The sequence below is a fragment of the Rhodopirellula islandica genome, from assembly GCF_001027925.1.
Taxonomy (GTDB): domain Bacteria; phylum Planctomycetota; class Planctomycetia; order Pirellulales; family Pirellulaceae; genus Rhodopirellula; species Rhodopirellula islandica.
Genome location: NZ_LECT01000013.1, coordinates 40422 through 64388, shown reverse-complemented (window position 1 = coordinate 64388; position 23967 = coordinate 40422). Strand labels below are relative to the sequence as shown.

The 23967-nt window shown below is 57.7% G+C and carries 16 protein-coding genes; 5 read left to right on the top strand and 11 right to left on the bottom strand.

Features of this window, described 5'->3' with window-relative positions; genetic code table 11:
• Window positions 1-990: 990 nt before the first annotated feature.
• On the bottom strand, window positions 991-3786 hold the full coding sequence (locus RISK_RS05300) for a sulfatase-like hydrolase/transferase (RefSeq protein ID WP_047813228.1): 2796 nt from the start codon (window positions 3784-3786) through the stop codon (window positions 991-993).
• Between RISK_RS05300 and RISK_RS05295 the strand changes: the two genes are divergently transcribed.
• The 3 genes from RISK_RS05295 (at window position 3741) to RISK_RS05285 (ending at window position 9419) form a co-directional block, all read left to right on the top strand.
• Window positions 3741-4487: a sigma-70 family RNA polymerase sigma factor gene (locus RISK_RS05295; protein WP_315852636.1), complete on the top strand. Its 747-nt coding sequence runs from the start codon at window positions 3741-3743 to the stop codon at window positions 4485-4487. The two genes, RISK_RS05300 and RISK_RS05295, sit on opposite strands and share 46 nt — an antisense overlap.
• Before the next feature lie 181 nt (window positions 4488-4668).
• Window positions 4669-6768: an EF-hand domain-containing protein gene (locus RISK_RS32775; RefSeq protein ID WP_083434796.1), complete on the top strand. Its 2100-nt coding sequence runs from the start codon at window positions 4669-4671 to the stop codon at window positions 6766-6768.
• Window positions 6769-6914: 146 nt separating this feature from the next.
• Window positions 6915-9419 (top strand): serine/threonine-protein kinase, encoded by a 2505-nt coding sequence (locus tag RISK_RS05285; protein ID WP_047813227.1) that lies wholly within the window; start codon window positions 6915-6917, stop codon window positions 9417-9419.
• 67 nt (window positions 9420-9486) lie between these two features.
• Here the strand turns inward: RISK_RS05285 and RISK_RS05280 are convergent, their stop codons facing one another.
• The 9 genes from RISK_RS05280 to RISK_RS05240 are packed head-to-tail and all read right to left on the bottom strand — an operon-like array spanning window position 9487 to window position 19808.
• A complete protein-coding gene (locus RISK_RS05280; protein ID WP_047813226.1) occupies window positions 9487-10506 on the bottom strand; it encodes a glycosyltransferase family 4 protein in 1020 nt (339 codons plus the stop codon).
• Window position 10507: 1 nt separating this feature from the next.
• Window positions 10508-12130, bottom strand: coding sequence for an alpha-amylase family glycosyl hydrolase (locus RISK_RS05275; RefSeq protein WP_047813225.1), 1623 nt, complete (start codon window positions 12128-12130; stop codon window positions 10508-10510).
• Between the two features lie 49 nt (window positions 12131-12179).
• A complete protein-coding gene (locus tag RISK_RS05270; protein ID WP_047813224.1) occupies window positions 12180-13625 on the bottom strand; it encodes a glycoside hydrolase family 130 protein in 1446 nt (481 codons plus the stop codon).
• Between the two features lie 8 nt (window positions 13626-13633).
• Window positions 13634-15904, bottom strand: coding sequence for a glycosyltransferase family 4 protein (locus RISK_RS05265; RefSeq protein ID WP_047813223.1), 2271 nt, complete (start codon window positions 15902-15904; stop codon window positions 13634-13636).
• Window positions 15901-16983 (bottom strand): glycoside hydrolase family 130 protein, encoded by a 1083-nt coding sequence (locus RISK_RS05260; protein ID WP_047813222.1) that lies wholly within the window; start codon window positions 16981-16983, stop codon window positions 15901-15903. The genes RISK_RS05265 and RISK_RS05260 overlap by 4 nt, the downstream gene beginning before the upstream one ends.
• Complete coding sequence (gene ptsP / locus RISK_RS05255) at window positions 16980-18776, bottom strand: phosphoenolpyruvate--protein phosphotransferase (protein WP_047813221.1); 1797 nt, start codon at window positions 18774-18776, stop codon at window positions 16980-16982. The genes RISK_RS05260 and ptsP overlap by 4 nt, the downstream gene beginning before the upstream one ends.
• A gap of 42 nt (window positions 18777-18818) precedes the next feature.
• Window positions 18819-19124 (bottom strand): hypothetical protein, encoded by a 306-nt coding sequence (locus RISK_RS05250; protein ID WP_053061067.1) that lies wholly within the window; start codon window positions 19122-19124, stop codon window positions 18819-18821.
• Window positions 19099-19386 carry a CsbD family protein gene (locus RISK_RS27880; RefSeq protein ID WP_053061066.1) on the bottom strand — a complete coding sequence of 96 codons (288 nt, stop codon included), beginning with the start codon at window positions 19384-19386 and terminating at the stop codon, window positions 19099-19101. The genes RISK_RS05250 and RISK_RS27880 overlap by 26 nt, the downstream gene beginning before the upstream one ends.
• Window positions 19383-19808, bottom strand: coding sequence for a hypothetical protein (locus RISK_RS05240; RefSeq protein ID WP_236696041.1), 426 nt, complete (start codon window positions 19806-19808; stop codon window positions 19383-19385). Before RISK_RS05240 ends, RISK_RS27880 begins: the two co-directional genes overlap by 4 nt.
• 1000 nt (window positions 19809-20808) lie before the next feature.
• Here RISK_RS05240 and RISK_RS05230 point away from each other — a divergent pair.
• Window positions 20809-21171 (top strand): hypothetical protein, encoded by a 363-nt coding sequence (locus RISK_RS05230; RefSeq protein WP_083434794.1) that lies wholly within the window; start codon window positions 20809-20811, stop codon window positions 21169-21171.
• A gap of 335 nt (window positions 21172-21506) precedes the next feature.
• Entirely contained in the window at window positions 21507-23153 is a 1647-nt protein-coding gene (locus RISK_RS05225) for an alkaline phosphatase (protein ID WP_236696040.1), read from the top strand.
• Between the two features lie 131 nt (window positions 23154-23284).
• On the opposite strand, the gene RISK_RS05220 is transcribed toward RISK_RS05225, so the two are convergent.
• Entirely contained in the window at window positions 23285-23701 is a 417-nt protein-coding gene (locus RISK_RS05220; protein WP_047813237.1) for a CBS domain-containing protein, read from the bottom strand.
• Window positions 23702-23967 lie beyond the last annotated feature (266 nt).

Genomic DNA, 23967 nt, shown 5'->3' with positions numbered 1-23967 from the left:
ACAATCATGTGAGCCGTTTGGGCGTTAGCCCCGGTTGTGCGTGAAAACCGTGGCTAACGCCAACGGCTCACATACCCGATGACACCTGCGTACCTGCTTAATGGTTCTTGGGCAAGGGATGTTTGGCTTCAAAACGCCTGTACTTACAACGCAAACGGCTCCCAGAAGATGTGGGGTATAAAAAGGCACTCTTGCCCGTCGGAGTTTTGGATGTCGGCCAAGAGTGGCCAACCTACCAACAAAATCAACAAGCCGTTGCGAGTCAGATTACGTGGGGCCTTGCTGATGCGGCGGGTTGTGACTTTGCACATCCACCTCGGCCCGAGCCCCGGCCCAATGAAACGCTGGGGTGAAGAAACAAGGGATTAAACCGGAGGCCAAGCAGGTCGGCAGGAGTCTTTCGGCATTTGGCCAGTTTCGGTTAGCGTTGTTGCTCCCACTTGCAACCGGGGCTAACGCCCAAACGGCTCATATGATGATGCCCGATCATTCCTGCCGACCTGCTTAGCGATTCCGATCGAGTAATCGCTAGCAGTGGTTTGAAATCGACGTTGAACCAAACCGCATGCAAATTTGAGACTGAGACCGTCGCTCATAAGTTCCATTCCAAAGGCTGGACAATGGAAGCCGCAACTTGGCGGCAAGGAAAGATTGTCTGTTTCAATACCGCCCGACTTCGCCGCTGCGCTTCATGGCCTGTTGAACAAAGCCCTTGAACATCGGCTCTTTCCTCGCGATGTCAAAGGCTTCCTGGTTATCCGTCGTTAGCGGTTTGATTTAGTGCGGTTCAGGTCGCCTGTGGATGGTCGCTGAAAACTTGTTTTTGACCCTGCCTTCGCTGGGGGCGTGCCGTTTTGAAGTCTTGTATTGCCAGGTGTTTGTCTGTGCCCTCCCAAGGGAGAGGGAAGTCAAACGGCACGCCCGTTGAAACGGGAGGGGGCGGAAAGCGAGCGTTCAGCGAGCTTTCCGGGGGTGGGTGGTTTTGCCAGCTCACCTTCGTCCCGGGCGATTGTTCGCGTCGATCTTTCCCCAGTACCCGCCGATGATGTGGGGGTATTCGCCGGGCGTGACGTGATAGTGAGGACCACGGTCAGGGTCTTCGTGAAGATTGAAGTCGTTGAGTGGGTTCTTTGAATCGTCTTTGGCGAGCAAGCCTTTTGATTCGTAGGGACCGTAAACAGGGAACCCGTCGAAAGCGAATCCAATCACGCCGGAGTGAGACTGCCCTTCGTCGCACCATGGAGTCTTCACGCAGACCGGATACTTGTGATAGTGATACTGTTGTCGAGGGCTGGGGTGACCGCAACAACGATCGAGTCTCCAAACCGCATCGGTTTCAAAGATATGGTCAAAGGGATTGAAGAAGATCACGCCGTTGGTTGCGACACCGATCGCTCCCATCGGGAGGGCTTGATTGGAGTTCTTTTCATCCATCGCAATGGCGTCTGGATCACGCTTCGGTTCCAACGGAATGTGCCACGTGTTCGCTTGTTCTTGGATGTACGACGGGTTTCCATCGAGCATTCGCCAGCGATCCGGGAACGTTGCGGTGGGGTGATTCGGCAGATTGCGGCTTCGGATGACGAGATGTTCGTCGGTGAAGGTGACGATGACCGCGTAGGGTTTGTGCTCGTCTTTCGTGACTTCGTCGCCATTGAAATCGAGGTATCCGGCACGCAACCACGAACTCATGTTGCCGGCGAACGGGGCGTGGTAGCGATCCGTCTTGTAGAGCAGTTGTTCGGCGTTGGTGTGGTCGAACTGCTTGGGGACGTTGCGTTGGCCGTCTTTCGGCGCGAAGTACCAACGACCGCCAAGGGCGATCAAAGTCGATTCATCCGGTTGTGGAAAGTCTTGAAGGGTGGGCTTGGCCGCTTGGTAGTTCGCGGGGGCATCGATGGGGCGGAGGTCCATCGAATTGACCCAGAACTCGGATTTTCCCTCGAGGGCTTTTCCGTTGGCGAAACCCACACTCAGCTTCAGGGTGTCGACTTCCGCAAACGGCGTTCGAAAGTCCATGGCGTAGGTTCGCCAAGTTGCGTGACCGAGACTTTCGTTGGTGTCTTTGTCAAAGAAGTCTTCTCGTTCTCTTAAGACCTGTGGGTAGATTCGCTCTTTGATCAGGTCCAAAGAGTCGGTGCCATTCTTTTGGAAGAACTCGACCTTCAGATACAGTTCGTCTTGTTCAACGGCAAAGTGGTCTTGGGCGAGCCCAGAGATGTAGAATCGATACCAGCGTTGGTCGGCCGAGACCTCGTCGCTGGTCAGTGACACTTCGCTGGCAAAGATACCGTTGCCATCGACATCTTCGCTGGAAAGCAAGCGGATGCCGCGCCCATTGGATTCCACACGCGGATCACCCAGCACCCCGTACTTGGCATCCCCAAGGATCGTTGCCGTCGAGAGCGATTCTCCTTCTTGCAAGTCTTCTGTCGCGGTGGCGATCAACACCTTCGTCGTGTCATGCTCCGCCGCAGGTGACGGGTTGGCAGCTTGGGACGGTGCATCCGTTTGGACGATCCCTTGGTACTGAGCCAGCTTGGATCGCAATTGGGAGGCGACTTGGGGATCCGAGTCGGCCCTGTTTTGAGACTCCGTTGGATCGGTCCGCAAATGGAACAGCTCCGTCTCACCCGTCGCGAATTGGATGAGTTTCCAATCGTCTTGAAGGAGGGCATGGTCGTTTTCGGCAATCACGATGGTCCGCGAAGTTGACTTGCCACCGACCAGTTGTGGCCAGAGGTTGGTGCCGTCGAGCGGTTTCGCTGACGGGATGGTGACTCCTGTGGCTGCTGCGAGTGTGGGGAAGAGATCGTGGATGGCGGTGAGCTGTTCACTCTCGGTTCCAGCTTTCAGAATGCCAGGAGCACGGATGACACAAGGGACATGAATTCCACCCTCGTAGATTTGTCGTTTCTGCCCACGAAACGGTTCGTTCGTTCCAGCTCGAGCCGCACCGTTGTCCGATGCGAACACGACGATTGTTTCCTCTCGAAGTTGTTGATCGTCGATGGCATCGAGAATTCGCCCGATGCCTTGGTCCATCGAATCGACCATGGCGGCGTAGGTCGCTTCGCGTTCGTTGGATCGCCCTTGGTACTTTGCGATCAAGTTTTGGGGAGCTTGAAAGGGCGAGTGGGGCGCGTTGAAGGAAACGACGATGCAGAACGGTTTCCCCGAGCGTTGGTTTCCGATCTGACGCACGGCTTCCGCGGTCAGCAAGTCGGTGGAGTAGCCTTCCTCTTCAAGCGTGGTTCCATTGCGTTGCCAATCCAGCTGCCCTCGACCTGCAGTGTGTTGGTAGTAGTCAATTGAAGCATCGAGGAAGCCGTAGAAGTGGTCGAAGCCTCGGCGGTTGGGATGGGCTTCTTCGCCAGCCAGGCCGAGGTGCCACTTTCCAATCAAGCTGGTTTCATAGCCCGCCTTTTGAAACACAGCGGGGAGCAGTTTCTCGCTGGTCGGCAACCCCTCGTCGCGAGGTCGCACGGGGCCGGAGATTCCATAGCGGTGTGGGAATCGGCCGGTCAGCATCGCTGCCCGGGCGGGGCTGCAGGCCGGGTAGGCGTAGAAGCGGTTGAGTCGCACACCGTCTTTGGCCAGGGAATCAATGTTCGGGGTGTCAGCGGTCCCTCCGTGGAATCCAACATCGCCCCAGCCAAGGTCGTCGGCCAACAAGATCACGATGTTCTTTTTCGTGGGCGAGTTTTCCGCGTGAAGTGCCGCATTGGGCAAGATGATCGATGCGGCGAACAGCACAAACGTGGGGATGGCGAGAGTTGGTTTCATCAGGATCAGCCTTGGATACAATGGGCGGTGCAACTTCCTCATGGTTAGAAACCCCAACGGTTGCAGACATCTACAGCTGCCACGCCATTTTTGTGAATATTGACGTCGGAGAGATCGAACAGCAACTCAAACATGGCAATTTGTCGCTGTTTGCCGATGCGTTTGCGCGCCATCGCGCCCGGTTGTGGCAGATCATTCATTTTCGGCTCAGCGATCAGATTCGTGCACGTGTGGATGCCGACGATGTTTTGCAGGACGTTTACCTGGATGCCGAAAAACGGCTCGAACACTACATCCAGGGCGATTTCCCGTCCCTCTTTCTGTGGCTCCGACTGGTCGCCGGGCAGACGCTGAGTCGGGTTCATCGCCGCCATCTGGCCACCGAATCACGCTCGACGTTGCGTGAATCCAATCCGGGCAACGACAATCCTTGGGGCAACACATCGCTGTGTCTTTCGCAACGTTTCATGGCTCATCTCACTTCCCCCAGCCAGGCGGCAGTGAAGGTTGAATTGATTGCGGAGGTGCGGTCGGCCCTGAGTGAGATGAGCGACATGGATCGCGAAGTCGTGGCGCTGCGTCACTTTGAGGAACTGACCAACCAAGAGGTGGCGATCGAGCTTGGGATCACGCCGAAAGCAGCCAGCATTCGTTACGTGCGAGCGTTGGAACGGTTGCGGTCGGTGCTGGAGCAACTGTGAATGCTCGTCCGTGCGGGGTGGTTTGATCAACCGCTTGTGGCCGACTGGTGATCTTTCTGGTGAAGCGAGCGACACCAGCCGCTCTCATTTCAAACTTTTTTCGTTTTACCTGTAGAAGCGGCCTCGCGGTGGGGTTTCAGTCTGTGAACCCTCCTCCACTGATCCTTCCACGGGCCCCATCATGAAGCGTTTGTCACTGCTCACTGTTTTCTGTGCGTTGGCTATGTTGCTGAGCGAATCACATGTCAACGCGCAGCCTCCAGGTGGTCGCCCCGGACAGGGCGGCGGACGGCAAGGCGGAGGCATGGGAGGCGGGCGTGGGCAAGGAATGGGGCGTCCCGACTCGCAGCCCGGAACGCAATCGATCCCGCCGATGCTTCGTATCTTCGATGTGGATGGGGATGAGGAACTGTCGTCGCAAGAAATCGAAGGTGCGGCCGCTGCGCTGCGAAAGCTGGACCGCAATCGCGATGGAAAGCTGACCGTCGAAGAATTTCGACCGTCGGGTGCCGGCGGGCAATCGGATCGTCAAGGACAAGGTCGCGGTGGACCACGGGGGGCAATGCAAGGTGGCCAGCCTGGCGGTGGCCGATCTGCCGGTGGACTTGGTGGCGGACCTGGTGGTGGCGGACCTGGTGGGGGTGGACCTGGTGGGGGTGGACCTGGTGGTGGTGGCGGAGGTCGCGGTGGCGATCCGGCTCAAGCGAATGCTGCGTTTGCCGAACAGCTCATGGACTTTGATGACGACAAGGACGGCTTGCTCAGCAAGTCGGAGTTACCCGAGCACATGCACAAAGCATTTTCAGTTGCCGACGCCGACCAAGATGGATCGCTTGATTCATCCGAACGACTCGTGCTGGCGTCGCAGTTTCAACGCAACCAACTCAATCCGACCGACGACGCTCCGGTGAACACGCCCGCGCAAGCGAGCCCCCGCGGAGCTGGTCAGCGGGAGGCGGGCCAACGCGGTGCCGGTGAACGCGGAATGGGCCAGCGCGGAATGAGCCAGCGTGGAATGGGCGAAGGTCGTGGTGGTCAGGGGCGTGATGGTCTGGGACGCGGTCAAGGCGGGGGGCAGCGTGGTGGGCAAGTCTCCCAGGGCGGTCGGCCTCGTGATCGCGTTCGTCCGCGTGATACCGAGTTCAACGAACGGTTTCCGGTCGGGGCCGAATTGCCGGAGAGCCTCTCCGTCTACAACGTCGATCGAGAGTTGGTGCCAGTCAATCGCATCTTTCAATCGAAGTACACCGTGATCGTCGGTGGCTGTTTGACATGTCCTGAATTCCGAAATTCCTATCCTGAGATTGAAGCGGTCGCTCGCGACTTTCAAGGCCGAGGCGTCGACTTCTACTTTCTGTACCAATCCCTGACCCATCCGGAGAATTGGGGATTTGTGCAGCCGTCTTCGATCGAGGAACGATTTGCTCAAGTCGAACACGCTCAGGATCTTTTGCAGACCCAAGTCCCATGGTTGACCGATCCGATCGACAACCCGTTGAAATCGTATTTCGCTCTGACTCCCAACTCTCAGTTTGTGTTTGATCAATCCGGCAAAGTGGTGACTCGTAGTTCCTGGGCACGGGGATCAAGTCTTCGCGAATCGTTGGAGGCGTTGGTCGGCAAGCCGGAGACACTGACGACCGTCGAGGAATTGAACCTTCCTCGTTTCGAACGCCACCTCACTCCCACAAGCGAAATGCTGGTGGAGCGGGTGAGTGTGGAAGGCAAAGCTGTTCCGTTGCGTGTCGAGTCCGGCGGGAAAAGCAATCCCGTCTCTGCCTTGCGCTCGATCGATTTCAATTCGTCCAACCGTTATGCGAAACTTCGCCCGGAAGCCGACCAATCCTTGATCGAGACCGGGACGGGGAAGCTGTACCTTGGGTTTCGCCAGGACCCAGTGTTGGGAGCAAGCTGGAACAACCTTGCCAGTCCACCGGAGTACAAGATCGTCGTCGAAGGTGCAACGGTCTCACCTGCAACGGGGCATGCTCAGCGTCTGGAAGTCGAATCCGATAATGAGCCGCGTGAGTTTTTAGTTGATGTGAAGGGCTGGGACGAGGGCGAACCCCTTTTGGTGAAGATCCAATACTTCGCGTGCAACAAAGAGAAAGGCTGGTGCAAGTCGGTGCAACAGGAGTTCACGGTTTGGCGAGACGAAGATGAATCGGCTGGCATGGTCAACGGACGAAGTCACTTCCCGGGTGGTCGTGGCAACTCGCGTCAGGGAGGTCAAGGACGAACGGGCGGGGGACAGCGGCCGGGCGGACGCTTGGGACAGTGACACCGAATTCCTCGCTAAGCAGGTCGACAGGAGTCTTCATTCCTGTCGACCTGTTTAACACTTTGGTTGTGAATGAGACGTGCTTGTTACAATTTGTCGATGTTGTCCAGTCAGGGCCTTCGCATTCACCTTTTCTTTGACACCGCATGCAACTTCCTGAATCGATCGACGACGACACCTACGCAACGGTTGATATCCTGGCCAGTGATTTCGTGGCACGGTATCGCAATGGTGATCGACCGACGGTCGAGGAATATGCGATTCGCCATCCCGAACTGAGCGAGCCCATTCGGCGCGTCTTTCCATTGGTGCTCTCGGTCGAAAAGGTCAAGGTTGACCAGCAAGCTGAAAGCGATGGACGAGCGACGCTCGCGGGACGGACGATCGAAAGACTCGGTGATTTTCGTCTCGTCCGCGAAATTGGTCGTGGGGGGATGGGGATTGTTTACGAAGCCGAACAAGAGTCGCTCGGGCGTCGTGTTGCGATCAAGGTTCTGCCCAAACAGTCTTTGCTGACCGACGATGCGTTGCAAAGTTTTCATCGCGAAGCCAGCACGGCAGCGGCGATGCATCATTCGAACATTGTGCCCATCTTCGGGACGGGGCAATGCGATGGAACGCAGTATTTGGTGATGCAACTGATTCGAGGCGAGTCGCTTGATAAACGGATCACGGCAGAGGGACCGCCTTTCGACTGTCGCACCGCAGCTGAGATCGCCGCCCAGATTGCTGACGGACTGGCTTACGCGCATGGAAATGGCGTGTTGCATCGCGACGTGAAGCCCGCCAACATTCTGCTCGATGAAGAGGGGGTCGCGCAACTGACCGACTTTGGACTGGCCCGAAACACTCGGGACGATCCGACCATGACGCAGGCACTCAGCGGGAGTCCTCGCTACATGGCACCGGAACGTTTTCAAGGGCAATCGGATGAGCGGTCCGACGTGTACGGCGTTGGATTGACGCTCTACGAAATGCTGGCGGGCACACCTGCTTTTGAAGGCCTGACCCAGCAGCAACTGCCGGAGGCGGTGAAGCTTCAGCTCATCAAGCCATGGAGGGATGTTCGCGCCGATGTTCCCATGGACCTGCAGACGATTGTCGCCAAAGCGATCAATCCTGAGCCGGCCCATCGGTATCCATCGGCGTCTGATTTGCGTGACGATCTGAAGCGTTTTTTGCAAGACGAGCCGATCCTTGCTCGACGAACAACGGCGTTCCAGAGACTGGTTCGTTGGTGTCGCCGCAACCCGAAGCTGGCTGGTGTGACCGGCATCGCCATCGCGTCGATGCTGGCCGCAACGGTCGCGTCGTCGGTCGGGTTTGCGATGACATCGGCCGCCAACAAGCGAACCAGCGAGGCACTTGCGCGATCCGAGCAAACGGTCGATCTCGCGCTGCAGTCGTTGGATGGCGTGGTGGAGGTGGTCTCTACTCCAGGCTCAGCGATCGGAGACATGGATCTGGGGGAATTGGATTCGGCACCGTTTCTGCTGAATCCATCGCCGCATGCTGCAAGCGTGTTGGAAAACATTCAACCCCTGTACGAACGGCTTGCCAACCAGTCGCCGACTCGGCCCGACATCGTTCGACAAATGGTGGAAGCGAGCCTTCGGTTGTCACAGATTCAACGACAACTCGGGCAGACCGACGCTGCAATCAACACCCTCGACCAAAGCATTGAACTCTTGGGGACACGGGGTGACCTGGCTGGTTTGCCAACGAATGAGAAGCGAATGCTGCTCGCCCGTTTGCACAACGAGCTCGGCAAAGTCCACGCCCTGAAGTTGGACGACGCCCATTCCGACAAAGCCTATGGCATGGCGATCCAGTTCGGGGAAGCGGTCACCGATCCAGACGATCGGTTGAAACTGCAACTAGCGTCTGCGTATGTGGCGCTCGGTGAGCCGCCGCCTCAGCGTCGCCGCGATGAATGGGGGTCGCCGGTTGAATCACGAATCGCCCGTGAGCGATTGTCAGCGGCCGAGTTGCTGTTGAGTGAATTGACAATCCCTTTGCATGACGCGAGTGAAGTTGCTGTGCTGCGAGCGCGGATTCATCTCGCCAAATCACGTCGCGCAAAGCGGCCAGCGATTCGGCAGTCGGAGCTTCTGTCAGCCACCGAAATTTTGCGGGATCGACTGATTCAAAATCCAGACGATTCCCGAGTCCGGTTCGCCTTGGTCGAGGTGCTCTCCAGCGTGAATCTGCGACGGCAGTTCGGTTCGAAACGATTGATCAACGAAGCGGACGAGCGACTTCACGAAGCGCTGGCGGAATTGCAACCGCTGCGGTCGAGCAATCCCAAGACACAACTGTTCGCCATCTCCGAAGTTCACATTTTGCACAAGCTATCGAGCCTCGCTCGTTCGGATGGCGACTTTGCTTTGGAACTGGAACGCCTCGAAAAGGCAATTGCGATTCAGTCGTCGTTGGTCGATGCATCACCCAGTAGCATGCCCCATCGATGTTGGCGAGCGTTGCTGTTCCGAAGTCTTGCCGAAATTCGACGACGCAGCGGTGACACAGAGGCAGAGCGTGAAGCGATCGCGGCCGCCGTTGCTGACTTGGACGCGATCGCCCCAGAGTCCAAGACACATCCCTTTGCGGTTCAGACGCAACAGATCATTCAGAAACTGCACGACCTCTGACGCGAGTGGGAGCGGGGGCGAGAGTTGTGCCGGGTGGTGAATGACGGACGCAACCCAGGCTGGAAGCCTAGGCCACGATGGGGTTGCTGATGCGGTGGTAGAGGGCTTGGTAGGCGTCGGCCATGCGGTCGATGGAGAAACGTTCCGCGACCGCTCGGCGAACGGTGGCTCGATCGATCTCGTCGATTCGCTCAATCGCTTGGTTCGCTTCTTCCAAGTTGTCGACCAGGAAACCAGTGACGCCGTGTTCAATCAGCTCGGGCATCGATCCGCGCCGGGTGGCAATCACGGGTGTTCCGCAGGCCATCGCTTCGATCACCGACAGACCAAATGGTTCGTCAAAGTTGATCAGGTGCAACAACGCTCTCGCATTGCCCAAGGCGTCCAGTCGTTGCTTCCCACCGACCACCCCATGGTAGGTCATGTGCACGCCATCATCGGCTGGCACGACATGCGTTTCATGGTACTGGTGGTCTTGAATGAGGCCGTACATGTGCAGCGGGCGTCCGCTGCGGCGTGCCACCGCGATCGCTTCCGCCGCACCTTTGTCAGGATGGATGCGGCCAAAGAACAGCAGGTCATCGCTGAGCTTTGGCTGAAACGGAAACTGATCAATGGGAATGCCATGATGGATGGTGGCGGCGTACCGCAAACTGGGATGCCGATCGGCATCGCTGATCGCGACGTAGTGAACCACGTCCTGGAACGCTTGATACATCGGCAGGATGCGGTCGGATGAGAATCCATGAATGGTGGTGACGATCGGCGTGTCGATCATCCGGGCGAAGGCGTGGGCGGGAAAGTCCGCTTGGTTGTGGATCAAGTCGAACTGGTCGGCTTGTTCAAACAGATGAGCCAGATGCCGAAACTCCCAGACCTTTGCGTCGATCGATGGGTCGTCGCCGTAGGGTGCGGGGACCACGCCATCGAGCTTCCCCGACGTTTGGCTGTCGAGCGTGGCGAACAGAGTCACGTCCACCCCTCTCGCCACAAGGGCCTCTGTCAACATGCTGGTGACGAGTTCCCACGGGCCGTAGGCCTTCGGTGGAGTTCGCCACGCGATGGGGGCCAGCATTGCGATTCGCATTCTAGGATTGCTTTCTTCGTTGCAGGAGGAGACCTTCGTTGGGCGCCAGCGTGCCGTCCAGCGGACGAGGTTTTGATGTTGAGCACAGAAGCGTGAACAGGGAGGTCGCTTGGGCAGCTTCTTGTGGCCTGGGCATGGGCTGGGGTTGGTCGCTGAGATTCAGTGCGATCCACAGTCGTTCCTCGCCATGCTGTCGCTCAAAGCAGAGCACGTCGTTGGCGGAATCCAGGTGCACGAGGTCGCCGATCACAAGTGCCGGGTGGCTTCGCCGCAGTGAGAGCAATGTTTGGTACAGAGACAGAAGCGATTGAGGGTCCCGAGCTTGCGCGGCAACATTCCGCGTCCGCCAATCGTCACCCAGCGGAAGCCAAGGATCGACGGTGCTGAATCCGGCGTGAGCGGAAGCGTCCCACCGCATTGGTGTGCGGGAACGATCGCGACCGATCCCCAATTCGGGTTGCCGAAGATCCTGCGGGTCACGAACTCGATCGCGAGGAATGGTCACTTCGCCAATCCCGATCTCATCGCCTTGGTAGAGCGTCGGTGTGCCGCGAAGGGTCAGCAACAGCATGGCGGCCACTGGGGATTGGGCCTCTCCCAGTCGGGCGGCGATGCGAGGTGCATCGTGACTGCCCAGGACCCAATTGGGCCAACCAAATGCCGGGAGGGACTGTTCGTAGTTGGCGATCATCCGGCACAGGGAGTCCGCCTTCCATTCGCTTTCGATCAGGTGAAAGTTGACCGGGAAATGGACTTGAGGTTGATCCTGGGTGCCGAACCAGCGGGCGAGACGATCGTCTGGCAAACAGATCTCGCCGATCAGGACGCGGTCGCCATAGGAGTCGGCCAAGGCTCGGAACTCGGCGGCGATCTGGTGAGCTTCGGGTTGATCGGTCGAGTGCAATTGGATCAACCGATCGCGCTGAGTTTGGTCGGGCGTCCAGTTTGGGTTGAGAGGATTGTCGGGGAGACCCGCGTCTTTGATGATGTGCCACAACACGTCGATGCGGAATCCATCGACGCCGCGATCCAGCCAGAATCGCAGCACCTGCATCATCGCCGGACGCAGTTCCGGGTGCCGCCAATTGAGATCGGGTTGCTGCGGGAGAAACGCGTGCAGGTAGTATTGCTGCGTCGCCTCGTCCCACTGCCAGGACGAGCCACCAAAATCACTGACCCAGTTGTTGGGTGGTCCGCCGCCGGGCGATGGGTCACGCCAAATGTACCAGTCCCGTTTGGGATGGTCGCGAGCAGAACGGCTTTCGACAAACCAGGGATGTTGGTCCGAGGAATGGTTGGGAACGAAATCCAGCAGCAGCTTGAGCCCTCTCGAGTGGATTGCCGCCAGCAACCGATCGAAGGCATCGAGATCCCCGAAGATCGGATCGATGTCGCAGTAGTCGGCCACGTCGTAGCCGAAGTCCGCCATCGGGGACGGGTAGATCGGCGACAGCCAAATCGCATCGATCCCCAGTGTCACCAGGTGATCCAGCCGCGTCTCGATTCCCGCCAGGTCACCGACCCCATCGCCATCGCGATCTTGAAATGAACGCGGGTAGATCTGGTAGATCACCCCGGTTTCCCACCATCGATGATCGCTGAGGGGGCGGGAGTGTGATTTCATGGATCGTCGTTTGGCAAAGGGTACCTGACACGGATTTTTCGACGGTTCTCTACGTCATCAAGGCCAGCAATTTGTCAACTTCGATGGTGGCAAACGTGGTGGCGTAGTCGGACATCGCGTAGGGGATGATCAGTTGGTTTTCATGAATGATCGAACCGCAGGTGTAGACCACGTTGGGGACGTAGCCTTCCCGCTCGACTTCGTTGGGAGTGATCAGAGGTTCGCTCAACCGTGCGATGACTTTGGAAGGGTCATTCAGGTCCAGCAGCATCGCGCCGATGCAGTACTTGCGCATCGGGCCGACACCGTGAGTGAGGACCAGCCACCCTGCGTCGGTTTCGATGGGCGAGCCACAGTTGCCCATTTGGATGTACTCCCAAGGCATGGCAGGCTTGATGATCAATTCGCTGGTGTGCCAGAAATAGAGCATGTCGGAATACATCAGAAACAGATGTTCGCCGTCTTGCCGGCCCAGCATTGCGTAATGGCCGTTGATTTTCCGCGGGAACAACGCCATGCCTTTGTTGGCGACGGCGGGACCGTTGAGAGTGTGCATCTTGAAACGCAGGAAGTCCTTTGTTTCTAACAATTGGGGCAAGACCAATTGGCCGTCGTAGGCGCTGTAGGTGGCGTAGTATCGACGGCTGCCATCGTCGTCTTGGAAGTCCACGAAACGCGCGTCTTCGATCCCGTTGCTTTCGGTGGGACTGAATGGAAAGATGACTCGTTCGGACAGTTCGTGATCGGGTGTGTATTGGATTTCGTAGTTCGATTTGGCCAGCATGACCACTCGATCCACCAGCGGCGCGAGTTCGTTGTGAAGCGAGCGATGTTCGCGGAGCGACGCTTGCAAACGCGTTTCCAGTTCGGCGAGTGTGAATTCCTCCGGGAGTGCGTCCAGCACTTCGTAGGTGAACGTGTTGCCGAGCCCGAGTTCGATGAGTTTGCGCCGAAACAGACTGTTCTCGTAACAGGAATCGGGGACGTACCGAGGTGTCGTGACATACCGCACGGATTCATCGACCTGAATGTTGCAGTTGCGGTCGATCGTTCCACTGCGAAAGACGATGGAGGAGATGTGTCCTTCGCCGACGGCTCGCAAGCTCATTGCAAACCGCCGCGTACCTGCAGGGAGATTCGATTGGTCGGGATGCCACACGAGCGAAGGGTTGAACAGAGCGGCCGATTCGAGCGCGTATTCTTGGGTGAAGTACGCTCCCAGCAGCAGCCGCCGGTTTTCGCTGAGCGGGGTGTCGGTGAGCAGGTGGTGTTTGAGGTCCCGAAACCGTTGTTCAAAGTAGGCCTTGGGTTTTTGATGTCGCCCGTGGAATTCCTCCAGGACATGGGCGAGTTGTTGGTTCACCTCCGCTTCGGAAAGGGTGCAGACCCGTCCGATGACACGCAGCACACGATCGTCACCAGGAGGCTGGAACGGTCGGAGGACGACGCGTTGGCGGTTGGGCGAGAGGACGATTCCGGTTCGTTTGATTGGCAAGGTGAAGATCAGTGAGTGGGGTTGGGGACGACGCGCATCATGGCATTCAAGCCGCGCATTTCAGCGAGTGAGAGTAAGAACGCGAGCGTGGACTCAGCGCCTTGGTTTTCATTGACTTGATTTTCCATCAAGCCGTCAAAGCAACCGCCTGTGGAGGCGTCGTAAATGGGTTGGCCGAGATCATTGCGTCCCAAGAACCAATCGAATGCCAAGTGAGCTTGTTCGGACCAGAAGTTGTCTTTGCTGGCAGCGAAGGCTTCGATCGAGGCCGAGATCATGGCATGCGCCTCGATGGCTTGTTGATCGAACACGGCCGTCACTTCGCCTTCGGGGCTGAAGCCGTTGGAACCAATCGGGCGAAACCTTCCCTGCGGCGAGCGTTGGATTCCGCTAAGCCAATGCAAGGATTTCAGCCCGATGTCGACCGCGCGTTGATTGTCGAACCAGCGACCATGTGTGATCAGGGCTTGCGATAGTTTGGCGTTGTTGTAGGTCGCGATTTTTTCGAACCAGGGCCATTCGTCCGTGGCGATGGCTTCGTACATGTCGGCCAGGCGGTCGGCGAGTTGCTGACTCATCGCCGCAGCCACGCGATCACCGCTGTAGCGTCGCAAGTATTCGTGAATGCCGATGATGGCGAGTGCCCAGGTTCTCGGGGAGGTGGTTCGTTCGCTGGCAGGAAGTGCTTGGTGGAACACCTCTCGCGCCCAGGCAACCAAGCCTGCGTTGCAGGATCGACCGACGCACGTTCCGATTGCCCACAAGGCGCGGCCCTGCGAATCGTCCGAACCGTCTGCTTCCATCCATTGTCGATCAAACCCAAGGAAGTTGCGGAATCGTCCGGTGTCACGATTGAAGGCGTTGTTGAGGAAGGCGGCGTAGCGAGATGCCAACGCACGGACTTCGGGGGAATCCTTGCCTTGTTCCTCCAGCAAGACCGTCAGGATCAAGGCTCGAGCGTTGTCATCGGTGCAGTAGCCATGGGCGTGATCGGGAATGGAATAGATGGCGTGCTGGATGATGCCGGTGGAATCACTGAGGTGCTGCAGATGGTCGAGCTGCATTTGCGGCAGCGCCAAAGGTTGTTCGTCCAGCGTGCGGACCGCGAGTGGTTTCGAGGACGACGTGCGTTGATCTCGGGCTCGGTTGAATGAGTCGAGGTACATCTGCGAGACATGGTCCCAGGTCATGCTGCGACCCAGTTCATAGGCCTTCGCTCGCATTGCCAGACGCCGGTCGTCGTCGCCCAACAACCCGATCACCTCGCGCGCGATCGCGGCTGGATCCGCGAACGGGACCAGCACCCCACGCCCATCGGCGAGCAGTTCTTCGGCGTGCCAGTAGGGAGTGGAAATCACGGCTTGGCCACAACCAAACGCGTAGGCCAGCGTTCCCGAGACGGCTTGTTCCACGTTCAGATACGGTGTGATGTACAGGTCCGCAGCACCAATGAATTCCGTCAGTTCTTCCAGTTCGACAAAGCGGTTGTAGAAACTGACATGCTTGGAAACGCCCAGTTCCTTTGCCATCCGTTCCAGGCTGATCCGATAGCGTTCGCCTTGATCGCGAATCAGGCTGGGGTGCGTTGCCCCCAGGACGATGTAGATGAAATCCGGGAATTGGGCGACGATCTCTGGGATCGCTTTCAAGACATGTTCGATGCCTTTGCCGGGGGAAAGCAAGCCAAAGGTGAGTGCGACGTTGTTGTTCTCGACCCCGAATTGTTCTTTCAGGACGCTTTGGTCGGTCTCGGGAGCTTCCGGGATTCCGTGCGCGATCAAGTCGACTTGTTCACTGTCGACGGAGTAGGTGTTGAGCAGCGTTTGGCGACTTCGCTCCGTCATCACGACCAGCCGCGTTGACAACCGAATCAGCTGCATCATCACCGCCCGCTGGGTTTGGCTGGGTTCCGACAGAACCGTGTGAAGGGTCGTGACGACCGGCATCCGAACGTCTTGCAGCAGGGCCAGAATGTGGCTTCCGCAGGGACCGCCATAGATGCCGAATTCGTGCTGCAGCGAGATCACATCCACGTTGCTGAAGTTCAGGAAGTCAGCTGCCGATCGGTACTCATCCAGTTCTTGATCGGCCACTTGAAACTGGACTTCATCGTCGTAGGCGTAGCCGCCGTCGACGTCGTCCATCGTGACCACGATGCACTCCGCACAGGATTCAGTGGCGACGGCGATTCGCAGGTCGTGAGTGAACGTGGCGATGCCACATTTGCGCGGCAAGTAGTCGCCAAGGAAGGCAATTTTTAATAGATCAGGTGAGGTCATTGTTTGGGTTGACTCGGGGGTTGTCGTTGCAGCGAATCCAGGACGGATTGCTTTGGGAAACGGGCCGAGGCGACACAGGTGTCGGCGGCTCCGTAGAAGACGTGAAGCTGATCGTCTCGGTCCAGCATGGCGGTTGGGAACACGACCTGGGGGACGAAGCCATGAAGCTCATATTCGGTTGTGGGCTGCATCATCGGTTGGCTTGACCGAGCCAGCACACGACCGGGATGATCGCGATCGAGCAAGATCGCACCCGCGGAGTAACAACCCACGGTGCCGGCGGAACTCGGACGAGCGCTGCCGTGATGAAGCGTGAGCCAACCCTCCTCGCATAAAATCGGCGGCGTGCCACTGCCAACGCGGTCGCTTTCCCAGGCATGCATTCCGCTGAGAACACATTCGTGACGCCCCCAATGAATCATGTCGGGCGAACGGGCCAGCCAAATTTGGGGCGAGTGAAAGTGCGAGTGAGGGTTCGGGCGGTGCAAGGCGACAAAGTCACCGGAGATCATTTCCGGGAACAGGACGACGTCTTTGTTTTCGCTGGGGAAGATGATGCCGTGACGCTGGAAGGTCATCAGGTCCGTCGATGACATCAGTGCGGTCGCTGCACCGGATCGAGAAACAGCGACATAGGTGATCCAGTAGATCGGCCCGATCTTGGTGATCCGAGGGTCTTCGATGCCGTATTCTTCCCAAGGGCCTTCGGGATGAATCGTTGTGACGAACTCCCAAGACGTGTCGCTTGCGTTCGATGAGCGATAGAGTCGCAAATGGGAAACGGAAGTCAAACGCAGGTCGCCGCTGGTCTTCATCGCCACCACGCGTGCATCGACGTGGGTCAGATCCTCTTCCCGCACCCAGTCGACCTCGGTCGTCCCGGAGGTTGACCAACGGGGCAGAGGGAGCCATCCGGTTCGTGATTCGGATGGCAGTTCCGCGACGCGGGCCAGCATGAACCGGTCGTCATTGAGGATTGCAACGGCCGGGTTGAACACGCCGATCACTCGGAGGTCAGCCTGCGATGGCGGCACGTCACTCGGTTGCAGCAGCAACGAGGTGGAGCTTCTTTCGATCACGAGCGAGTTCCGATTGCATCCACGGGTTGGTGGTCTGATTCTTCGAGCTGTTCTTGTCTGCTTTCTGGCGTCAACAATTGCCGAACCTCTTGCGGGCTGCGGCACTTTTGTGCGAGTTGCGCAAGGGCACTCGCGGTTGCTGAATTCATCTTGCCGATGGCGGTCGCGAGTTCGCCCGCGCGCGAAGGGCTGATGCTCAGTTCTTGAATTCCGAGTCCGATCAACAGTTCTGCAAATTCGGGGTCACTGGCTTCTTCGCCGCAAACACAGACCGGGCAATTCCAGCGTTTGGCTGCCACCACGACTTGCTGGATCGCTCGCAATACCGCGGGGTGCATTGCGGTGACCAGTTCGCTTTCAGCGGACAGTTCGCGGTCGGCGGCCAACAGGTACTGCGTGAGATCGTTGGTGCCGATGGCGACAAAGTCAGCGAGTTCGAGAATTTCGTCCAAGCAGAACAGGGCGGCAGGCGTTTCGATCATGGCTCCGATCTGAGGTCGCTTGAATGCCTGGCATTCTTCGACGACCTCTTCCACCATCGAAATCGCTTGCGCGAAGTCGTGACCACCGATCACCATCGGGAACAGAATTCTCACATCGGCTTCTTGGGCAACCTGGACGATCGCGGTCAGTTGCGACCGAAGCAAATGCTTTTCAGCGAGTGAGAATCGCAGCCCACGCAAACTCAGACTGGATGGATCCATGTTCTCATCCAGCGACAGAAACGGGGGCAGTTTGTCGCCGCCCAGGTCGAAGGTGCGAATCACCAGAGGCCGGTCACCCAGTCGTTTTGCCATTGGAGCAAAGATCCGGCGTTGGGCCTCCGTGTCTGGCCGCTGGGTGGATTGCAAGTAGAGAAACTCGGTTCGGAACAGACCGACGCCTGCCATCCCGCGACGAAGGACTTGGTCCAGATCGGCCGACAACCCGACATTGCCGAGCAGCGTGATCTCGATGCCATCGAGGGTCCGGCAGGGGCCGCTGTTCAGCGTGTCGCTGGCGTCGGTGAGACGTTCCGCTTCCACGATTCGAGCGTCGAAGTTGGACAGTTGTTCTGCGGAAGGTTCGGCGGTGATGATGCCGGCCTCCCCGTCGAGCAACAGAGTCATTCCGCTGGTGATTCGCTGAGTGACATTGGCGATGCCTGAGACAGCGGGGATGCCCAGTGATCGAGCGATGATGGCCGTGTGACCGAGGTTTCCGCCAATCTGCGTCACGATGCCAACCAGTCCGGAGTTCGCCAGTGCAATCGCATCGGATGGAACGAGTTCCCGGGCAACGATGATCGCATTGGAAGGAAGTTCAGCCAGGTTGGTTGGTGTCAGTCCCAACAGATGTCGCATCATGCGTTGCCCAATGTCACGGACGTCCGTTTCTCGCTCGCGAAGGTAGTCGTTGTCGATCTTGGTCAACCGACTGACTGTTTGCACGATGACGGAATCCAGGGCCTCCTCGACTCCCACCAGATCGTGCGAGATTCGGTCCTTTACCAGCGAGGCAATCTCGCCCGCCATCGCCGCGTGGGCGGACACCAGTTCGATCGCCGAGGCCACCGAAGAATTGTCGGATGCAATCGTTTTGAGTTCCTGGAGGTCTCGTTGGGATCGTTCCAGGGCATCGTCCATGCGGTCGCATTCGACTGGGACGCGGGCTCTGGAGATTGACTCGGGTTGATCGGGAGCAGGTTGATCGAGATCGGGCAGCGTGATTGTCCGCTGCAACTCGTAACCCACCACAACCGCAACTCCTTTGGCGAGCCCACTCGAAAGTGACTTTCCTTCCATGCGTTCCATTCCGTTTTCCTTGAGGGTTGGGGTGGTGTGGGGGCATCCGTGTCAATTCAGATTCGCAATCACATCGCTGAACGCTCGTGGGCCCAGGGATCCTGCATACAGGTAATTGGGGTGCTCCGAAGTCGTGTTGAGGATGTACAGCGCGACACTGGTCAACGCATTTCCCAAGGCGGGGTGGATGGATTCGAGATGGTCGATCTGTCGCAAAGAGTCAGGCGTGACCAACCAGACGACATCCGCTGCCAATGGTTCCGTCGCGGACGGATGGTGTTGCCGATGCCCATCGAAGGGGCCGCCGACAAATTGGATCCAGGGATCGGTGTCATCGCCGACTTGTAAAATGGACATGATCCCAACATCTTTGCAGTCGTTGAGAGACCCAGGATGGCAACTGGTGGCTTTCATTGTCGGGCTGCAAGCAGGCGACAAATTGGTCCACCTTGGTTTCTGCCACCGCCTCGGTGTAGTGATACCGCTGGGCCAGAATTCGGATGAACGATTCACGTTCGCCGTGGATCATCTTCAAGTCCATCTCGTCGATCTTTCCCCAGGTGCGTTTGATGCCATTTTGGACGGCCGGCCATTGCCGTTTGACTTGTTTCCAATTCATGACAGAGGGCTCGCTGGGGAGGAGCAAGCAATCGGTTCAATTCGGTAGCCCGACGAAGACGGATCCCGTCGCAATCGGTGGGAGACCGGGACACTCTTCGAACCAATCCGCAAGGCCTCGAGTACGGCCTGAAGCGTGGTGGCATCTAGGCATGCTTGGGTGGGCGAGACTGGATCGAGCACGATCAGTCTTAGAACGTCCGTGTCCAGTTCGCATTGATTCTTCAGGAACCCTTTGACCAGTGGGTACGGGGTGAGTTCCAGCGAACTGGCAGACACGAACACGTCGTAGTCTGGTTTGTCCGAAAACCCGTGAATGACAACGGAATGGGGATCGGCCGCTGCTGAAATGACAGGCGGACCCGTCGGGTTCGCCCCATCCTTCAAGACATAACGTGGTGTCTTGGCAAAAACATCCACCATGATCGCCTCCTTGGGCCATCCAGAGGCCTGCTGCGGTTTGTCTGCCGAAGAAAATCGACGGCGAAATCAAACAGCGAATTGCGAACAGAGAGGTTTCAACCGGAAGATGCGGTGGAAACTCACGGGCGTGATTTGAGTGCACGCTTCACGCAGGCCAACATTGCAAGCTACCACGATTCGGAGTCAATACAATCCAAAACCATCCACGAGTGACTGAAATACGCCGGTTGGTGCTCCGAACCTTGGGTTGAGATCTTGCCCCTCGCCCTCTCCCCACAAAGCGTGGAGGTCGTGCAGTTTTTAAATGCTGTGCTTGCAATGCCTTGAGAACCCCGCCCGTGCAGCGGGAGGGGTCGGAAAGCGAGCGTTCAGCGAGATTTCCGGGGGAGGGCCATCCGCGCCGCTCCCCATGCTCGGCCCTCACCCTCGCGTACGCCTGAACGGCGTCGCTCGACCTCTCCTGAAACTGCGTTTCAGGAGAGGTGCGCCGCGTGAAAACCCGCCAAAATGCAGCACCAAAAAACTGCACGACCTCCGTGCGAGAGGGGGGACAGGAGTTGAAATTCGGTGTTGTTGGGCGATGGTTGTGCGTGTTGCCCTCACCCGGATGCGTCGCTGAACGCTCCTTTCCCGGCCCCTACCGCTTCACGGGTCGTGCGGCTTTGCTTCACTCTCCCCTCGCTTCGCTCGACCCTCCCGGAGCGAGGGTCATGAGAAATTGCCTGGCAGTTCGAGACTTGAAAGCCGCCCGATACCCGAAGCGTGTGGGAGCAGGGGACAAAGGTTGGACGCATCGTGTTGGGGTGGAGAAAGGCCTGTTGGCCAACAGAACCGATCGGCAAAAGGCAAGTTCGGAACGGACGCGTGGGGTTCCCGAGCAAGGTCCATTCATTTCGGCGGCACGCGACCGCTGCGCGAGCTTTGGGGGAGTTGATCCGTTACATTGGGGGGGGCGGTTCGTTCGGGGGCTGTTTCTTTTGTCACGCTGATGGGAGCAAGCATGAAACTACTGAAATCAGTCGGGCGATTGCTTCCTGTCTTGCCAGTGATGGTTGGGATCTGGCCTTTCAAATACTTGCCGTTCCTTTTCATTCTCGGGTTGTTTCTGATCTTCGGTGTGCTGTCAGGCGATGGTGTGCCGACAGGCGATCTGCCGAAAGCGGAAGCGAAGGAGGAGGTGGCTTTGCTCTGCAAATTTTTCGCTGCTGCGTGCTTCTATCCGCCCGTCTATGTCACCTGTTCTTTTTTTTCGATCGTTGGATTGATCGCCAGGCGGCCAATTTCAGCGTTCATCATTGCGTGTGTTCCGTTGCTGTATCTCATACCGGTGTGGATGCTTGCCTCTCGTTTGGATTATTTGTGAGACGGCTCCAAGTTGGTTGTCATCCCCAAGGTTCGGGATTCACTTCCCTGAAATTGGCACGGCATCGTCGCCCGACGACTGGCCGAACGGAGCGTCCACTGGATCGAATCATTCGACAGCGGATCACGCCGAAGCACGGGTGATGGAGGGCAAGTTCAGACGCAGGCAGGCCGCTGATTCCTGAGGGCGGACGAAATCACTGGGGACAAGGGTCTTGAATGGATGCATGTCCCCAAGGATGATCGCCGGTACCAGAGTTTTGCGCTTTGCAGCAAATCTCTCCCACCAAACCGTCCCACCAGCTACCTCTCCCGCTCGACTTCTGAGGCCCCACCATGAGTTTTTGCTCTCGCCTGACAATGCTGTTCGCCATTCTGATGGGAGGAGCGGTCACGACATCCTGGACGCCGTTGCTGGCGCAAGTCCCTGACCCGATCGCCAAGTTGCAGGCCGATGCAGCGACAACACGCACGTCGGACTGGGGGCACTGGGGATCCGACCCAGACACCTATTCCAGTTGGAAAACGCATAGCAACCGGTTGATCCCGGTGTACTCATTTGGGATGGATCTCCAATCGGTCCGCGGTGAGAACAGCCTGTATCGCGATGCGGCGGCCATCGAAAAGCTCTACGGCTACCTGCCTGAAAAGACCTTGAACCCGAACGCGGAGTACTTTGACCAAACCGATGTTTATCGGCTGCAGAAACAAGCGGCCGAGTCAGGGAAGAAGCGAGTCATTCTGTTTGTCTTCGATGGCATGGATTGGGACACGACGCGAGCGGCTGCGATCGCGAAGTCAGGTCGCGTTGCCTACGACCAAGGACGAGGGGAGGGTTTGCATTTTCAAGATTACCGAGGCACGACGACCGACTTTGGCTACTGCGTCACCAGCCCGCACAACGATGGCACCAATGTGAGTGTCGACAAGCAAATCGTCGTCAATCCTGACGGCAAAGTTCGTGGTGGTTATGACCCCGAGTTGGGTGGCGATTCACCGTGGAGCCCGATCAAGGACGCGGACTATCCGATTGGCAAAAGCAAACAGAACCGCCAGGCCTACACCGATTCGGCATCCTCGGCGACTTCGTTGATGAGTGGCATCAAGACCTACAACGCGTCGATGAATGTCAATTCGATGGGGCGTGAGGCGTTGCCGATCGCTCGAACACTGCAAGAAGATGGTTTTGCGGTGGGAGTGGTGACGAGCGTTCCGATCAGCCATGCAACGCCGGGATGTGCCTACGCCAACAACGTTCATCGAAACGACTATCAAGATTTGACTCGCGACCTGATCGGGCGTCCGTCGATTTATCATCCCGGTGGTCTGCCAGGGGTGGATGTGCTGATTGGTGGTGGCTGGGGAATGGACAAGGACACCGACGGCGCTCAGGGCAAGAACTTTGTCCCCGGGAATCGCTACCTGGCGCCCGAAGATTTGGAAGCGATTGATATTCAAAACGGCGGCAAGTACGTCGTGGCTCAACGAACCAATGGGGTGGCTGGTACCGAGGTGTTGAGCAAGGCCGTCGAGCAAGCAAAAACCGATGGCAAGCGGTTGTTTGGTTTCTTTGGTGCTCAAGCCGGTCACCTGCCGTTCCAGACCGCCGACGGCAACTACGACCCCGTCGTCAGCGTTGGCAATCCCAAACCGGCCAAGGCAGAGGTCTACAGCGAGGCCGATCGGGTTGAAAACGTCCAGCTACGCGAGATGGCGGTTGCTGCGATGGAGGTGCTCCAATCGAAAAATGAACGTTGGTGGTTGCTGGTCGAATCGGGCGACGTCGATTGGGCAAATCACTCCAACAACATCGACAATTCAATCGGGGCTGTGCTCAGCGGTGACGATGCGTTCGCGGCGGTTGTTCAGTGGATTGAGCAAAATGGTGGCTGGGATGACACCGCGTTGATTTTGACCGCCGACCATGGGCACTATTTCCACCTTGTGCGTCCCGAGGCGTTGATTCAAACACTCGACAAGTGAGTTGAGGGAGGGACCAGGCGTTGGGGTCGAGCCATAGTGGGTGATCGCCCGCAGTTGAAAAGCTGTGCGGGCGTCACCCAGCGTGATCGAAACAGCTGCTTGGCTGAAGCGGTTCCGGCGACGCGTGAAGGCTATTGATCAGCGAGATACTGAATCAAGTCCGTTGAGGTCACAATGCCCACCAGCTTGTCTCCTTCGACGACAGGCAGAGAGTGGAAACTGTGAGACCCAAGCAGTCTCGCGGCGTCACGGATCGTGCTCGATTTTTCAATCGTGACGCAATCGGCGACCATCACGTCGTGCACCTTGTAAAGGTGATCGAGTGTTTGATCCAAGGACTTCGAGGTTTGGTTTCCGAACTCGCCAAACGAGATTCGCACGAAGTCACTCCAGCTAACGATGCCGATCAACTTCTCCCCGCTGACAACAGGGATGTGGTGAATGCCACCGGATTCAAACATGGCTCGCAACTTCGAAACGGGCTCGCCGTCGTGAATGGTCTGCAATCCTGTTGACATGATTTTTGTCAGCGGCTCGTTTTTCTTCATCTTATTTCCAAGGAGTGGTGCTGAACCAAGGGATGGAAAATTAGGAGATCCATCCACGCTCAACACGTGGCAATCAAGTTGCCATCCTTGATTGGCAAACGTTGTTCCGCGATGGACATTCATTCAGGAAAGAGCACTGCTGCCGCTGCGAACTGAATTTCGATCAGCGTGTTGACGGTTCGGCATCACAACGGAGGTCCAGTGGACAAGAGGTCGCACCACAGGGCCACTCCCGAACACGTTTGGGAAGGCGTCACACAGTGTGA